The following is a 16177-nucleotide window of genomic DNA, read 5'->3' as shown; positions in this document are numbered from 1 at the left end:
AGGAGTTACAAAGAAAGAGGTATAGCAGGATTTTGCTATACCTCTTTCTAATTCAAGCTAATTTAATTAAAGAGGGGGGGGGGATGCAATGAAATTATTGTTCTATGTGGAAACATAGAAGATTTAAAAATAAGTTAGAATATTTTTAGGAATTTAAATATAGACTAATAAGATGTAATATTGAAACAATTACGATTCCATCTAAAACGTATATATAGTAAGCATATAAGCGGATGGGGATTAAAATGTTATAGTTTTGTCAATTTAGTCGGGGATTTGTTTTTATTTTAGCTTAAATGAAAGAATACAAAATTGAAGTCTTTGAATCAATACTATATAATAAATAAATAAATAAATATAGTAATGAAAAATTCTATAATAGAGGTGTAATTATGTTTTCAAAATTAAGAGAACTACTAATAGGTAAGACACTAAAAACAGAAGAATTAGAAGGAGAAAAATTAAATGTTTTTTGGGGACTTCCTATATTATCTAGTGATGCCGTTTCTTCAGTTGCATATGCAGGGGAAGAAATTTTAATTGTGTTAATTAGTGTTATAGGTATTATAGCATATAGATATATGTTTTATGCTGCGTTGTGTATTGTCGTACTATTATTTATACTTGTTTTTTCTTATAGGCAAACTATTGATAGCTACCCATGTGGTGGTGGATCATATATAGTCGCAAAGGATAATCTTGGTACAAAAGGTTGGAATGTTCTTAAAGTGGAAAAGAAGTAGAACTCTGGGATGGAAACATAAGGAACTTATAAATGGATTAGGTGCAGTTGTAACTTTTATTACAGTAATACTCATAGGTATAACAAAGTTTTTCCACGGAGCTTGGATAGTTTGTATTGTAATACCTTTACTTGTTTATCTTATGGTTAAGGTTAAGCAACATTATACTAAGATAGCGCAACAACTTAAATTATCATTAGAACAAAGACCTAATGAAGGAGCGACAACGAATAACCAACAACATGTAATAATACTTGTAGGAGCATTAAATAAATCATTTTTAAAGGCATTAAACTGTGCTAGATGCCTATCACAAAATGTAGTTGCATTTCATGTATCAACTGATGCTGAAGCTACTGAAAAATTAGAAAGAAAATGGGAAGAGTATAATCCTGGGATTCCATTAATAATAAAACATTCCTCCTATAGAGACATAATGAAACCATTAATGAATTTTATAGAATCTGAAGAACGTGCTTCAAAACATGGAGAAACTGTGACAGTTGTAATATCACAATATGTCATTACTAAGTGGTGGCATAATTTACTTCATAACCAAACAGCATATTTTATAAAGAGTATGCTATATAAAAATAGAAATGTAGCAGTGCTTACTGTACCATATATAATAAAAGAGTAGAAACTCTAAAATTCTTTGCCTAGACCTATACTTCATGCTATAGAAATAGTTGGTCATTATTAACATTATTAAGAAAAATTAAATAATTTAAACAAAAGCACTTAATATGATTAAGTGCTTTTTTCAGAGCACATTATACATCTACCTTAAACTCTAAATGTTTCGCTTTTTCAAAGTTAGGAGTTAATTTTAAGAAAAGAACTAAATTTCTAGAAATGTGCGCAGGCAAGTACCGCCGTTTTAAGTGGTTTAGTTCTTAATTATTATAGGGTTACTCTATTTTTGACGTATAAACTGTTTTGAGTTGAACCAGTTTGTTTTAATTGTAATAAATCTAAATAATGCTAAGGCTGATCCGATTGCAGAGCGAAGCATAAGATGATCTAGTCAAAAATCACAGCAAAAAAGATTGCGATGGAGGAGCATTACAAAGCAATTAGAATATTATTACTTATAATATTTCATAGCTGCATTATGTTATAATTAAAGCTAATAATATGTAAAGCAGATTGTAGTAGAATATTGCTTTCATTGTAAGAGGTGAAATTATGGAGAAAAAAGTGCTCATTATAGAAGATGAGGAATCTATTAGAGGGTTTATTAAAATTAATTTCCAAAGAAATAACTTTTTAGTGCTTGAAGCTGTATCTGGAGAGGAAGGTTTAGAAAAAGTCCACCAGGAGCGACCAGATTTAATAATCTTAGATATAACACTTCCTGGTATGGATGGGTTTAAAACCTGTGAATTGTTAAGGGCGGATTTTCCGAATTTGGGTATTATCATGCTTACTGCTAGAGGACAAGATATGGATAAAATAATGGGCCTTGAGTATGGTGCTGATGATTATATGGTAAAACCATTTAATCCTTTAGAACTTATTGCCAGAGCAAATTCTCTACTTAGACGAATGAGTCATAGTGAAGAGAAAAATCCTGAGCGATTAATATCTGGGTGCTTCATCATAGATACTGTTTCAATGAAGGTATATAAAAATCGCCAGCTTCTAGATTTAACTCCTAAAGAATACTTGATTCTGAAGGCCTTCATGGAAAATGAGGAAAAAGCTTTTAGTAGAGATGATTTATTAAACTTAGTATGGAATTATGAATACTTTGGAGACTCTAAAATTGTAGATGTTAACATACGACGTCTTAGAGAAAAAATTGAAGATACTCCTTCTAAGCCCAAATATATAGAAACAGTATGGGGCGTTGGATATAGATGGAGAAAGAGGTGATATTTTGAGAGGAATAAAAGCCAGACTTGTTTGGAGTTATCTATTAGTGATTTTTTTTACGGTAATTACCTTAGAAGTTTTTCTTACGGTTTCTATAGAGAAATATTACTACAAAAACATGGAGTCTTTGCTTTCGAGCCAAATTAAGGGGTCTGTTGATTTTTATAATAATTATTTTTCTTCATCAAGTTTAAAGGAAAATGTGGAGAATAATGCTGATATTTTTTGGAAAAACACCTCTGCTGAGGTCCAAATTATTGATAACTCAGGAATGATGCTAATGGATTCAATTGGTAATTTTAATGAGAAACCTATTGAAGATGATGATGTAAAAAAGGCATTGATGGGGGGACTTGGAACCTTTACTAAGAAAGATAAGTATACAAAAGAAAATTTTATGTACGTTTCATACCCCTTAAAATCCTCTAATAAAATAGAGGGTGTACTGCGTTTTGTTACTTCATTATCTGAGGTAGATGCACTGATTCGTAAAATAACATTTCTTTTCTTAGGAGTTGGGGCTCTTGTAATTGTGATTTCTGGTGTTTCTAGTATATTTATATCTAATACTATTGTGGAACCCTTAGAGGAAATAAAAAACCTAGCTAAGAAATTTGCGTCTGGAAACTTCAATGAAAGACTAGAAAAAATAAGAAATGATGAGATTGGAGAACTATCCGATACATTTAATTTTATGGCTGAAGAAATTGAAAAAAATCAAAAGTTGAAAAATGAATTTATTGCGTCGGTTTCTCATGAACTTAGAACTCCGTTGACATCTATAAAAGGTTGGGCTGCAACTATTAGTTCTGGTAGTTTAGAAGATAAGGAAGAAATCCTAGATGGACTTAGCATCATAGAAAAGGAAAGCGATAAACTTACAGGAATGGTGGAAGAACTGTTGGACTTTTCTAAATTTATATCTGGAAAAGTACCACTTACAAAAGAATATGTAAATATTCAAAGCATTATAGCCTATATAGAAAAACAGTTTATGCCCAAGTCAATACGTCACAATATTAATTTTACTGTTAAAATACAAGAAGCTTTATCTCCAGTTTTTGCAGATGAAAAAAGGGTGAATCAAGTTATTATTAACGTTTTAGATAACGCCTTTAATTTTACAAAAAAAGGGGGCAATGTAACACTCGAAGCATGCATTGCCGGTAATAATATTTGCATTATTATAAAGGACGATGGAATAGGAATTTCACCGGCGGATTTGCCTAAAGTCACAGAAAAATTTTTCAAAGGCAGAACAAGTATGTCACAAAATGGAATAGGACTTTCTCTTTGTAAAGAAATCGTAGAAATGCACAATGGTAAACTTGAGATTTCAAGTGAACACGGCATGGGTACAGATGTTAGAATATTCTTACCGTTGGCATAAGAAATAATAAAATTTAAATATATAAGAGGTGGCTCGCAGTGAAAAAGGCGTTATGTTTATTTTTTGTTTTATTTTCTATTATAATTTTTATATGGAGTCAGTATGTAGGATTAAATTTAAACTCTCAGGGATTACATAAAAAACTCAAGGTGTCTCCTATAGGAGGAAGCTGGACAGTAGAAAAATATGTTTCTATTGGTGGAGCTACAATAGATGATAAAAAGGCAAAAGAATTAATTGGAAAGAGTGCTTATTTTAGTGAAGATACAGTTGACTTTAATGGTGACATTTCTAATAATCCTCAATATAAAGTTAAGTCCGTGAATACTAAAAACTATTTTTGGAATACTGTAAAAATAAGTGCTAAAAGTTTAGGAATACAAAATGATGATGTGCAAATTATAACCATTAACTCCAATAATATTTTTTACGATGAATACATAAAGTTGGATGAGGTAACTTTAATAAAAAATTATGAGGGCATTTTATTATATTTTCATAAAGTAAAAGATTCTAGTACTACGCATTCATATGATAAAGATAAAGAAGATAACACAAAAATTTTAATCAGTAAGGCAGAAAAAGAAATAAGATCTAAGTCAGGATTATTACTTGGACTAAGGTATGAAAACCCTAAAGCGGAAGATGGGCTTAGCAAATATTTATATAAAACATTAATGATTAGTTCGGTAAATGATAAAATTCTACCCATTGTGGAAACTAAAGATTTGCTACTTCCAAGGCAAGATGGATTTTGGAAGGTAGGGATAAGTAAGAAAATAGAAAATGGAGATGCTAAGGATGTACTTTGGTCTTATCCAATTAATCCAATTAATCCGATAAATACAAATTCAAAACAAATAAAGTATACCAAAACGGAAGGTAGTATGGCTATTAAATTTGTAGGTAGCAATTATGTTTCAATTGATACTTTAGAGGATGTAAATAATAATTATTCAGAAAATAAATACACTAATAATCAGCTTAAAATTCTTCCTATGGATAATCTATTGGGAGAATCCATAAAACTTACAAGCATACTGGGAAGGGAAATAGAAAAGTCTACTTTGGCAGGTACACTTTTAAATGCACCTAAAAACATTAAAGATGAAAATCTAAAAAAAGTGGATACTAATTGGGGTGTAATAAGAAGGAGTGGACGATGGATACTAAGGGGAAGAATGGAAACGAAAATAAATAGTAAGAATTCATTTATAGATTTTGATATTCCTTATGCTACACCTAAATCATTAACTACATATGATAATTTATTTCCTTCTTTTAACGTAATAAAAACAAAGGTTCCTAGTGCAGTGGATGCTTATTCCTCACCTAATAGAGACTTTGTTGTTGTTCTAACCAATACAGAATTAATGGTTTTTACTATAAAAGGATATAACCTTGGAGAAAAATCATTAACTTTGAAGTTTAAATCAGGAGAGCTGCCAGTAATGGCCCATTGGGCTACGGGTAGTTATGTGGATGATTGGCAAAAAAAAGTAAAATAAGTGCTAACGCGACTAGTCGCGTTAGCACTTATTTTATTGTTTTAAATTCATATCCTTGACCCTTTAAATATTCTATAATTTGAGGTAATGCATTAGCAGTTCCTATTTTACCATAAGTATCATGCATCAATATAATTACTTTTTCTTTTGTTCCAACCTCTTCCTTTAATATGCTAAGGAACTCTTCTGGACTTTTATTGCGCTTACCTTCCGCGTCTTTAATTTGAGCATTCCAATCTATACTGACCATGTTTTTTTTCTTTAATATTGTATCAAACTCTGGTAAAGTTGGATCTTTATAATATGTCCTGGACATATATCCTCCTGGCACCCTTAAAATATTTGTATTAAAATCCTGGCCAAGAATATTTTTTAAAGCGTCCTCGGTTTTTTTTACATCATTCATGAAAACAGGTATATTAATTTTGTTGTTAGGAAACAACACATTCAGGCTATGACAATAAGTGTGATTGCCTATTGCATGTCCTTCATTAAATTCACGCTTTACAAGTTCTTTACTTTTTTCATTCTCTTCTATATTTTCTCCAATCAAAAAAAATGTTGCTTTAACGTCATACTCTTTTAGAATATCTAGTATTTGGGGGGTTACAGTGGTAGATGGACCATCATCAAAGGTAAGAAATGCTATCTTCTTACCATCATTTTTTTCTTTGTAATTTACTATGGCATTTACCTTTGTAGCATCATAAATGTACTTTTGTCCATCTTTATTTACGGTATAATTTTTTGGTGGTTTATTGATGGTTTCATTATTATGCTGTAATGCATTATTATTTGTAGCAGTAACTGGTTCAGCTTTAACTTCTTCTTTAAGAAAATTTTTACCTATTATGAGAGCACCTATTAAAATTAAAAAAATGCAGCCAGATAATAAATTTATTTTTATAGTTCTTTTATTAAGTCTCTTTGTTTCATTAATATTTAACACTTATTTAACACTTCCTTAACAGCTTATTTGCAAATAATAAACACTGAATAAAATTACAATTAAATACAACTTGTCCAAAATTTGCAATATTATCATCTCATATGTAAAATGTTGTCGTATCTATACATTTATAATACTACTTATTCTAATTTAAGAGATTACAGAATTATTACAATTTCATTACATATTTCATATTACGTTTAAATTTAACTTGCTAAGCACTCAGAAAAAATAAGGATTAAACAAAATAATGAATATGATGTAGTTGTATTAGATGAGCTTACTATAGAATTATATTTTAAATTTATGGATATAGAATGTATATTGGAATTAATAAAAAATAAACCAGAAGTTTAGAACTTATTATAACAATGGTGTTTTGTCGAGGAAAGGTATTGTGGGTACTTGAGGGGCCCACTTGCTGATTTCTTAACATAGTGATATTATTTTAATGTAACTAAAACCAATTATTAGGAACAATACATATATATATTCTCGATAATAGGAATTGAATATCTTTTACACGTTTTTAAAAGTGTCTAGAATTTGATATTCGTACTTTACATTATAAAAATAGGAGAAGTGATAAATTTGAAGCAATTTGATAATGATATACAACTTATAAAATATGAGGTAATAACAGAGGTAGTTAAACTTGCGATTAAAGGAACTCTAAAAAAAGAAGGTAGAAATCTATTTAAGGTTCTTGTTCCAGGCCCTAAAGCAAGAACTCGTTGTTGTATTCATAAGGAAAGAGCAATTATTGGGGAAAGAATAAAACTTGTAATGGGCGGATGTAAAAAAAACAAAAATGTTATTGAAGTAATAAGTATTGCTTGTGATGAATGTCCCATACAACGATTCACGGTTACCGAAGCTTGTAGAGGTTGTTTAACACACAAATGCATTCAAGTATGCCCTGTGGATGCAATTCACTCTATAAATCGTAGATCTTACATTGATACAGAAAAATGTATTGAATGTGGCAAATGTGAAGCTGCTTGCCCGTACAACGCAATCTCTGATGTTATGAGACCATGTCGTAGAGCTTGCAGTGCAGGCGCATTAAGTATTGATGAAGATAAAAAAGCAGTAATAGATAATGATAAATGTATACAATGCGGTGCTTGTGTTTATCAATGCCCTTTTGGTGCAATTATGGATAAATCATCAGTAGTAGATATTACTAATGCATTAATAAAATCAAAAGAAGATAAAAATATGCATGTATATGCTGTCGTTGCCCCTGCAATCGCTAGTCAATTTACCGATGTTAAGATTGGTCAAGTACTTTCAGGTATAAAAAAAATGGGCTTTTATGATGTCGTAGAAGCAGCTATTGGTGCAGATATGGTAGTTCAAAATGAAACAAAAGAATTTATAGAAACTATCGAGGAGCTCAAAACTATGACAAGCTCTTGTTGCCCAGCTTTTGTTTCATATATCAAGAAAAATTACCCAGAGCTCGGTAAACATGTATCAAGCACAGTTTCTCCGATGATAGCAATTTCTAAGCTCATTAAAAATACAGATCCTTTAGCTAAAGTTGTATTTATTGGACCTTGTACGGCTAAAAAAATGGAAATAAAGCAATCAGATATAAAAGGCATTACTGATTATGTAATGACTTTTGAAGAACTTCAGGCAATGCTTGAGGCATTTGAAATAGATCTTCAAGAGTGTGAAGAACTTCCTTTGAATAATGCTTCTTATTATGGAAGGATTTTTGCTAAAGCTGGTGGTCTTACCGAAGCAGTAAAACACTTAGTTGATGCTGAAAATGTTTCAGTTGAGTTTAAACCTATTAGTTGTGACGGCCTTATTGAATGTGATAAAGCCTTGAAATTATTGAAATTTAATAGATCAAACGGCAATTTCATAGAAGGAATGGCTTGTTCTGGTGGATGCATAGGTGGAGCAGCATCCCTTAAACATGGTTCACGAGATAAAAATGAAGTAAATAAGTACGGAAAATTAGCGTTAGAAAAAGATGCTAGCGATTCACTCAAAGTAATAAAGATAGAGGAAATTGATATGCACCGTGGTAAAAACTTCATGTCTAAATAATCTTTTATAAGAAGAGGTATAGCAAAATTTTGCTATACCTCTTCTTATAAAAGATATTCTATAACTTTATATACTACTTAATCAATTTATTTTCCCTCAAAAAGTCTTCGGCAACCTTTGCTGGTTCTTCGGAAAGCTTATCAACTTTATAATTTAAGTCTATCATTTTTTCTTTCGTAATCTTGCCGCCTAATTTATTAATTAAAGGTTTAAGTTCTGGATGTTTTTCAAGAGTTTTACTACTAACTATGGGTACACAATCATAATTTGGGAAGAAGTTTTTATCATCTTTTAAAACCTTAAGGTTATATGACTTTAATAACCCTTCAGTTTTAAAAGCATCTATAGCATCTACTTTTTTATTGTCTAAGGCTGTATACCGAAGTCCTCCATCAATCGCGCTAGAACTTTTAAATTTCAAATTATATACTTTAGTTAATCCTGAATAACCATCTGCTCTATTGCAAAATTCTAATGTAGCACCGAGATTAAGCTCGCCTCCTACTTTTGCAAGGTCTGAAATGGTCTCTAGATTGTATTTTTTAGCAGTGTCTTGTCCTACCGATAATGTATAAGTATCATTAAAACCAAGGGGTTTTAGCCAAGTTATACCGTAGTTTTTAATGTAATAATCACTTACAATTTTATAAGCTTTAGCTGGATCATTAATTGGGGACCTCTTCATAATACCGACTAAACTCATTCCAGTATACTCAGGGTACATGTCTATTTCACCAGTTTTTAATGCAGAATAAGCGAGGCCTGATCCTCCTAAATTTAAATGTGTCTCTACTTTGATATCTGTATTTTTTTCTATTAGTGTTGCTAGTATATTACCTAATATAATTTGTTCGGAACTGTTGTAACAACCTACCACAATAGTGTCAGTCTTTTTAGTGGACATATACACACCGCTAGCTATCAGTATCATAGCTAAACTTCTAGCTATGATTTTTTGCGTTTTACTAAACTTATGTTTTTTTCTCTTAGACAGTTTAATTGTTCCATCTGCTTTTCTGATTCCTGGAGGTGTTACCCCTTGTTCAATTTTCTCTACAATAGAGTCCATTAACAGTGCTAATAAACATGCAGGAATTGCTCCAGCTAGAATCATATTATTATCTACCGTTTGCACACCTGAGAATACCATATATCCAAGTCCGCCTGCACCTATAAATGCTGCAATTGTCATAAGTCCAACAGCAGTAACTGCTGATATTCTTATACCAGTCATAATTACTGGGAACGCAAGTGGTAATTGAACTAATTTAAGTACTTGTTTATTTGTCATACCCATGCCTTTAGATGACTCGATTACATCTGGATTTATATTCATAAGGCCAGTATAGGTATTTTTTATAATAGGAAGTAGTGAATATAAAAATACCATAAGTATTGCTGGCGTACTACCTATTCCAAGTATTGGTATTAAAAACCCTAATAAAGCTAAACTAGGTATTGCTTGTATTAAATTCGCAAGACCTATAACGGGCCCCGATAACTTCTTAACTCTAGATATTAATATACCTAAAGGGATTCCAATAATTATGGCTATAACCACAGCAAATACGGTTAATTCAATATGTTGAAGTGTTAAATCTATTATTTGACTCTGCCTTGAAACTACAAAGTCTTTAAAACTAACTATTCCATTTAATATGCCCATTATTCATCATCCTCCTGGTTAATATACTGATTGCTTAAAACAATCAACAAGCTACTCTCAGTAATTAATCCAACTAATTTAGAACTGTCATCTACAACTGGAACATATCCAATTTTAAGTTCATTCATTAGATTTAATATATCTATTAAAGAGTCATCTAAATTAACGGTTTTAATTTCTGTGCCCATAATAGTATTTACCTTTATAGAACCTATATAATTCCTTATAATATCTTTTATTGTAATGATTCCTTCCAGCTTATCTTCTTTATTAATAATTAACAAGCTGTCCACTTTGTTTGCCTTCATGATTTCTAAAGCTTGGACTACTGTTCTGTTGCCACTAGTTGTAATTGGCTCTGTAATCATAATATCCCTAGCTTTTATAAACCCTGGTTGCTGCCATATTCTATTTTTACCTATAAATTCTTTAACGAAATCATTAGCAGGATTATTTAAAATTTCTTCTGGAGTATCATACTGAACAATGTTTCCGTCCTTCATAATACAAATTCTATCACCGAGCTTAAGGGCTTCATCCATATCATGAGTTACGAAAACTATTGTCTTTTTAGACTCTTGCTGAAGATTAAACAATTCATCTTGAAGCTGATTTCTCGTAATTGGATCTAAGGCACTAAAAGGCTCGTCCATAAGGATTACATCTGGATTTGTTGCCCAGGCCCTTGCTACCCCAATTCTTTGTTGCTGACCTCCGCTTAATTCACATGGATATCTATCAACATACTCTTCTGCCTTCATTCCTACCATCTTTAAAAGTTCAGTTGTTCGGTCAAGTATTTTATCTTCTGGCCATTTTTCCAGCATTGGTATTATTCCAATATTCTCTCCTACAGTCATATGTGGTAAAAGTCCTGTTTGCTGAATGACATACCCCATATTCCGTCGTAGCTTAATTGTATCACCCTTTAATATATTTTTACCATCCAAGTGTATGCTCCCTGATGTTGGTGAAATTAACCTATTAATCAATTTTAAGGTTGTGGTTTTACCGCAACCACTTTGTCCTACTATAACTACAAATTCTCCCTTATTTACAGTAAAACTAATGTCGTTAATTACGGTTTTGCCCTTGAAAACCTTCCTTATATTCCTAAACTCTAACATATAACCTCTCCTCAATAAAATAATAGAATGTCAGTCAAATTTTATTAATTAAAACTAACAACCTATATGGTATCATAGGATTGTCTGTTTACAAAACTCCATAAATTGAGAATAAATGTGACAGGTCTGTCAATATTGGGGTATAGGTGATATACGGATAAAAATGGAACATATGCTAGATAATAGTACCATTACTGGCTATATGGTCTTTTATAGGGGCCGAATATAGGCTATTTATGTTTTAAACATTTTATATTTTGTTTCTGTAGTACAAATCGAGTTTGTTTTAGTCGCCCACGTAAGTTTTACGTTTTAAGTGATGACGGTAAAGAAGCATATCATTGTTTAAAAAGTGAGTGGAAATCTCTTTCAAAACACTTAGATGTATTATTAATGGAGGATGGGTTTAAAACTTGGAAACCCTAGTTATAAATTGTTCACAATATTGACACTTAAATGCAACAATTATTTGTTACTATTATTAAAAGAAGCAGAAGTGCTGAAAAATAATATCAGTATTAAAACGAAATTATAATATAGCCTTTAATGGCGGAAATGGGGACGAATTACTATGAAAATCAAAGCAAAAAATGCGTCTAAAAAATCAGGAAAATCTGCTATTTCAATTACTTTGTATGTTGTCGCTTCAGTTGTTGCAATTATGGGAGTTGCATTATTAGTTAATAATGTTTTCTTATATAGAACTAACTTTAATCAAGCTGTAGCTCAGGGTTATTCTGCCGCTACTGTAAGGGATGCGTTAGTGCCATCACAATTGTTGCCAGGAATATTTGAACCAGTTGCAATATATGGAGGTATCGCATTTCTTCTATTAGGAGTGGGTGTAGTAAACAAAAAAGTTTCAAAATGTTTAATATGCTTAACTAAAGCTGAGGTTTGTAATGATATTGTTGAAGAAGATATTGATGAAGAATATTTTGATGAGGAATATATTGTAGAAACAATTAATCAGGAAGAAATTGATGGAAAAATTCAAAAAGCTTAATCGAAATACAACAAAAAGACTTGTCTCATTATACGAGGCAAGTCTTTTTTTCGCCTAACCTTATAATTTAATTAATATCTACAATGGTATTTTTATCTACAATGTTCCAGCAAGTTTTTCCAGGATTTAATGGCAAATTATTACCACCCTCATCAGTTAGAAGTGTTTGCGAAGTGGCATCTTTTTTAGCCCAATGCATTTTTATAAATTTACCATTACTAATAACATAACCATCCCCCTTACCTACAAGAGAAATGTCTAAATGTTGTCCATCTGCTTGTTTTTTAATGGAGGTGATTTGCACCACTATGGTTTTAAATGCTAGTGGAAGCTTATTCTCTTTATTAGTTGATGATTTTCCATCCATGCTTTTGAGGTAAAGGCCATCCTTATAATTGTAACCAGTGTTGTAATTTTTGTTTATTTTTAAAAGTACATCTATAGCTTTCGGTGATTTAGCGTTATCCCAATAGCCTTTGTCAAATTTTAATTTTACAGTAGGAGCTTTGACAAAATCTTTTCTTTTAACAAGTTCTCTTAATTTTTCTGTGGAGGTATAAAGATTATGAGGAGCCTTTCGCAGCGAATCTCTCCAATAAGTAGAAGCATGTGTCATTTCATTCATACTCATCAAGTTTTCATTTTTTATTTTAACAAGAGCTTCCGAACTTCCACCACAATGAGCAAAGGGCAGGTTATATTCTTTTGAAATATCTAAGAAGTAAGGCCTGGCACTTCTAATTGGTCCAACCTTTTCAGCATTGTTTTTTTGAAATAATGCAATGAATCTAGGTGTGCCACCTTCAGCCATGGTCTCATAAACTATATCCGCAGCATTCAAACCCGATTGAGGTCTTGCAGCTACTGAGTTTTCTACTACCACAAGCACAGCAATATTATCTAATAGTTCTTTTTTTACCGCTTCACCCGTATAAGGAGAGAAGTACTTTTGTGAGGTCTTTACAGCTGATTCTGTTTTTTTAGGGTTTGATTGCTTTGGCGTAGCAATAGATTCAGCTTTTTTGCTACAACCCTGCGAAATAAAGCTTATGGAAATAATTATACAAAATAATAGTATAGATTTGTTTTTCAAAGCAACATCTCCTTAGTTAATTTTAGAGGAAAACGTCATTACATTCATTCCTCTATTTTAATCTATTCGAAATGTCGTGTATATAGAATAATATAAAAACTAAAAATGCCATAGGAGGATTAAATTCGCTCATAAAAACCACGGCGGGCATAGCTCATGTAACTAATTAGCAATGTAGTGTTTTTTTGTTGGAAATGGTATAATAATAATGTAAATTGTCATATTATTATAAGTTTTAGTTTGAATTCTTATTAAGGTGGTGCTAAAATGCTTGATATAATTATTTGTGAAGATAATGAGATGCAAAGGGAAAAGATTGAATGTATTATAAAAAATAAATTAATAGATTTAAAGCTTGATTTAAAGATAGTTTTATCAGCTGATAATTCTAAAGATGTAGTTAATCATCTTAAGAACAACATAGAAAAAAGCTTTATTTACTTTTTAGATGTAGATTTAGGCACTAAATCAAATGGAATAGACCTTGCAAAAGAGATAAGAAATTATGATACAAAAGGATATATTGTTTTTATAACTTCACATGCTGAGTTATCATTTTTAACATTTAAATATAAAGTACGAGCTTTTGATTATATCTTAAAATTTGATGATGAGGCTCTTAAAAGCAGCATTTCAGAATGCTTAAGTGGAGCCTACAATAATTATAAAAATGTTAATGTTAAAGAAAAAGAAGTCATTTCAATAAATCTAGTGAATAGGATTGAAAACTTTCTATTTAATGAAATCCTATTCTTTGAAACAGCAGATATTGGTCATAAATTAAGGGGTCATACGACTAATGGCCATTTTGAGTTCTATGGAAAAATGAAGGATCTAGAAGCTAAATTACCATCATATTTTTATAAATGTCACAGATCTTATATAGTTAATACCACCAAAATTAAGTTTTTTGATAAAAAAAATAAAACTATCTATATGATAAATGATGAAATCTGCTATAGTTCAGCATTATATCTAAAAGGATTAATTAAAAAATGTTTAATATGATAATGGAGTTATTATATATATTTATTATTGCATTAAATTTTGGTATTATTATGATTAATATAAGTTATATGGAAATAACTAAAAAAAACCTTTTAGTTATTAATAGTGTTTTATTTTCTATAATTGTATTATTGAATAATTATAATGAAAACAAGTTGATAATTCCTATTACAACAATAATAATGAGTATATATTTATATATACTTTTTAAAAAAGTATACTATGCTCTATTAATTTCTATTTTTATACAATTGATTTTTGCTTTTGGTGATGCTGTTACTGGGGTTATCTTAGTTTTTATTTTAAAAATTAAATATTGTGATATACTAAATAATCCTAAAATTAAATTATTAACAGCTTTATTAATCTTAATAGTATGTTATTTTCTAAGTAAATTTTCATGTAAAGTTTTAAAAAATAACTATGTTAAAAATTTTTTGAATATAAAATCAAAAAATATTTCTATTTTAGTCTCCACTGTAGTAATATCACTTATTTCTATATATTCTTATTCTTTATCATTAAAAATGATATTTAATAAGCCTAATAAATTTTTTATTTCATTAAACCTTTTTTTGATAATTAGCTATTTTATTGTGATATTAATATTAACTCATACAAATAACGAAAGTATTAAAAAAGATTTAGAATGGGATTACAGAGAAAAGGAATTGGCCCATCTTAAAGAATATACTATAAATTTAGAAAATCTTTCAAATGACTTAAGAAGTTTTAGACATGACCAAATTAATATATTCCAAACAATAGGGGCATATATTGAGTCAGAAAATATAAAAGGGTTGAAGGAATTCTATTATAAAGAATTAATGCCTGAAAGTAAAAAAATATTGGAAAAGAATCGATCTTATACATCACTTATGCATATAAAAATTGATTCGTTGAAAGGACTACTTTCTTCTAAAATTATTAAGGCTCAATCAAAAAACATAAAAGTCAAAATAGAGATTGTGGACGATGTTAATGAATTGTCAATATATTTAATAGATATCTGTAGGATTATCGGAATTGTTTTTGATAATGCAATAGAAGCTGCGATATTATGCGATAACAAATTTATTGAATTTTTAGTATATAAAAATAATAATAGTACTACATTTATTATAAAAAATTCTTGCCCGGAAAATACTGCATCTATTCATAAAATATACGAGAAAAATTTTTCAACAAAAGGCGTCAATAGAGGAATAGGCTTAAAAACTGTTAAAGATATTTTGAATGAAAAATATGATAATGTATATTTAAATACTAGTATTGATAATTTCGTTTTTACACAAGAACTAATTATTGTTAATAATTAGTTCTTGTGTTGTAAATTTTCATAGTCATTATTTGATTTTCTGAAAATAAAGAAGTCTAAGAGAGTAATTTATTGATAAAAATTAATATTAATTACATTTCACGCTCAAAAAAGCCCAACTTAGGAAATAATGTAGAATCAAATAATTAAACATGGTAAAATAAAGTCATGGTAATTCAAGTAAATCGATAGAAGAACTGAGGAAAAAGGGTTTATAAGATTGTGCTAAAAGTTTGGATTTAGTGCTATAGAAATAGACTAATAATTACATTGTATGTAAACGATTGTCTGAATTGAATAATTATTAATCATGATGATATCTTGTTCCATTCTTTTGTTTAGGTATTTTAGTTCTCGCGAAACTAAAATACCAAATCATGAGCGGGAAGCAAGTTATTTATATAAATTATTAAAATATAATGGG

The 16177-nt window shown here is 30.0% G+C and carries 12 protein-coding genes and 1 pseudogene; 9 read left to right on the top strand and 4 right to left on the bottom strand.

What is annotated here, in order from left to right:
* Nucleotides 1-392 precede the first annotated feature (392 nt).
* The 4 genes and pseudogenes from KTC92_RS09675 (at nucleotide 393) to KTC92_RS09660 (ending at nucleotide 5519) form a co-directional block, all read left to right on the top strand.
* A pseudogene (locus KTC92_RS09675) lies at nucleotides 393-1383 on the top strand (hypothetical protein).
* Between the two features lie 548 nt (nucleotides 1384-1931).
* The gene (locus KTC92_RS09670; protein ID WP_220286773.1) at nucleotides 1932-2621 is read left to right on the top strand and encodes a response regulator transcription factor; all 690 of its coding nucleotides are present in this window, start codon (nucleotides 1932-1934) and stop codon (nucleotides 2619-2621) included.
* Between the two features lie 4 nt (nucleotides 2622-2625).
* Nucleotides 2626-4011, top strand: a complete 1386-nt coding sequence (locus KTC92_RS09665) for an ATP-binding protein (RefSeq protein WP_216303223.1) — start codon at nucleotides 2626-2628, stop codon at nucleotides 4009-4011.
* Nucleotides 4012-4049: 38 nt separating this feature from the next.
* Nucleotides 4050-5519 (top strand): hypothetical protein, encoded by a 1470-nt coding sequence (locus tag KTC92_RS09660; protein ID WP_216303222.1) that lies wholly within the window; start codon nucleotides 4050-4052, stop codon nucleotides 5517-5519.
* Between the two features lie 28 nt (nucleotides 5520-5547).
* Here the strand turns inward: KTC92_RS09660 and KTC92_RS09655 are convergent, their stop codons facing one another.
* Nucleotides 5548-6468: a polysaccharide deacetylase family protein gene (locus tag KTC92_RS09655; RefSeq protein ID WP_220286772.1), complete on the bottom strand. Its 921-nt coding sequence runs from the start codon at nucleotides 6466-6468 to the stop codon at nucleotides 5548-5550.
* A gap of 231 nt (nucleotides 6469-6699) precedes the next feature.
* On the opposite strand from KTC92_RS09655, the gene KTC92_RS18695 reads away from it, so the two are divergent.
* Nucleotides 6700-6825 (top strand): cob(I)yrinic acid a,c-diamide adenosyltransferase, encoded by a 126-nt coding sequence (locus KTC92_RS18695; protein ID WP_216303237.1) that lies wholly within the window; start codon nucleotides 6700-6702, stop codon nucleotides 6823-6825.
* Between the two features lie 234 nt (nucleotides 6826-7059).
* The gene (locus tag KTC92_RS09650; RefSeq protein ID WP_220286771.1) at nucleotides 7060-8535 is read left to right on the top strand and encodes a 4Fe-4S dicluster domain-containing protein; all 1476 of its coding nucleotides are present in this window, start codon (nucleotides 7060-7062) and stop codon (nucleotides 8533-8535) included.
* Nucleotides 8536-8608: 73 nt separating this feature from the next.
* Here the strand turns inward: KTC92_RS09650 and KTC92_RS09645 are convergent, their stop codons facing one another.
* Together KTC92_RS09645 and KTC92_RS09640 are read right to left on the bottom strand one after the other, a co-directional pair.
* The gene (locus KTC92_RS09645; RefSeq protein ID WP_220286770.1) at nucleotides 8609-10201 is read right to left on the bottom strand and encodes a glycine betaine ABC transporter substrate-binding protein; all 1593 of its coding nucleotides are present in this window, start codon (nucleotides 10199-10201) and stop codon (nucleotides 8609-8611) included.
* Entirely contained in the window at nucleotides 10201-11328 is a 1128-nt protein-coding gene (locus tag KTC92_RS09640) for an ABC transporter ATP-binding protein (RefSeq protein ID WP_165413311.1), read from the bottom strand. Before KTC92_RS09640 ends, KTC92_RS09645 begins: the two co-directional genes overlap by 1 nt.
* Nucleotides 11329-11899: 571 nt before the next feature.
* Here KTC92_RS09640 and KTC92_RS09635 point away from each other — a divergent pair.
* On the top strand, nucleotides 11900-12334 hold the full coding sequence (locus tag KTC92_RS09635; protein ID WP_253198191.1) for a hypothetical protein: 435 nt from the start codon (nucleotides 11900-11902) through the stop codon (nucleotides 12332-12334).
* Between the two features lie 67 nt (nucleotides 12335-12401).
* Here KTC92_RS09635 and KTC92_RS09630 read toward each other — a convergent pair whose 3' ends face one another.
* On the bottom strand, nucleotides 12402-13427 hold the full coding sequence (locus KTC92_RS09630; RefSeq protein ID WP_220286769.1) for a DUF3048 domain-containing protein: 1026 nt from the start codon (nucleotides 13425-13427) through the stop codon (nucleotides 12402-12404).
* A gap of 267 nt (nucleotides 13428-13694) precedes the next feature.
* Between KTC92_RS09630 and KTC92_RS09625 the strand changes: the two genes are divergently transcribed.
* Both KTC92_RS09625 and KTC92_RS09620 read left to right on the top strand, forming a co-directional pair.
* Nucleotides 13695-14435, top strand: a complete 741-nt coding sequence (locus tag KTC92_RS09625; RefSeq protein WP_216303218.1) for a LytTR family DNA-binding domain-containing protein — start codon at nucleotides 13695-13697, stop codon at nucleotides 14433-14435.
* Complete coding sequence (locus KTC92_RS09620) at nucleotides 14423-15754, top strand: GHKL domain-containing protein (RefSeq protein WP_220286768.1); 1332 nt, start codon at nucleotides 14423-14425, stop codon at nucleotides 15752-15754. The genes KTC92_RS09625 and KTC92_RS09620 overlap by 13 nt, the downstream gene beginning before the upstream one ends.
* The last annotated feature ends 423 nt before the right edge of the window (nucleotides 15755-16177 follow it).

The sequence above is a fragment of the Clostridium sp. CM027 genome, assembly GCF_024730565.1.
In the GTDB taxonomy this organism is placed as follows: Bacteria; Bacillota; Clostridia; order Clostridiales; family Clostridiaceae; genus Clostridium_AD; species Clostridium_AD estertheticum_B.
Note: the sequence above shows the minus strand (reverse complement) of the source record. Positions and strands in the feature narration are given on the sequence as shown.

Bases quoted from the DNA above. Each gene is read 5' to 3' on its own strand.
- KTC92_RS09645 (WP_220286770.1), bottom strand. From the start codon at position 10,201: ATGGGCATATTAAATGGAATAGTTAGTTTTAAAGACTTTGTAGTTTCA.
- KTC92_RS09620 (WP_220286768.1), top strand. From the start codon at position 14,423: ATGTTTAATATGATAATGGAGTTATTATATATATTTATTATTGCATTA.
- KTC92_RS09635 (WP_253198191.1), top strand. From the start codon at position 11,900: ATGAAAATCAAAGCAAAAAATGCGTCTAAAAAATCAGGAAAATCTGCT.
- KTC92_RS09640 (WP_165413311.1), bottom strand. From the start codon at position 11,328: ATGTTAGAGTTTAGGAATATAAGGAAGGTTTTCAAGGGCAAAACCGTA.
- KTC92_RS09625 (WP_216303218.1), top strand. From the start codon at position 13,695: ATGCTTGATATAATTATTTGTGAAGATAATGAGATGCAAAGGGAAAAG.
- KTC92_RS09670 (WP_220286773.1), top strand. From the start codon at position 1,932: ATGGAGAAAAAAGTGCTCATTATAGAAGATGAGGAATCTATTAGAGGG.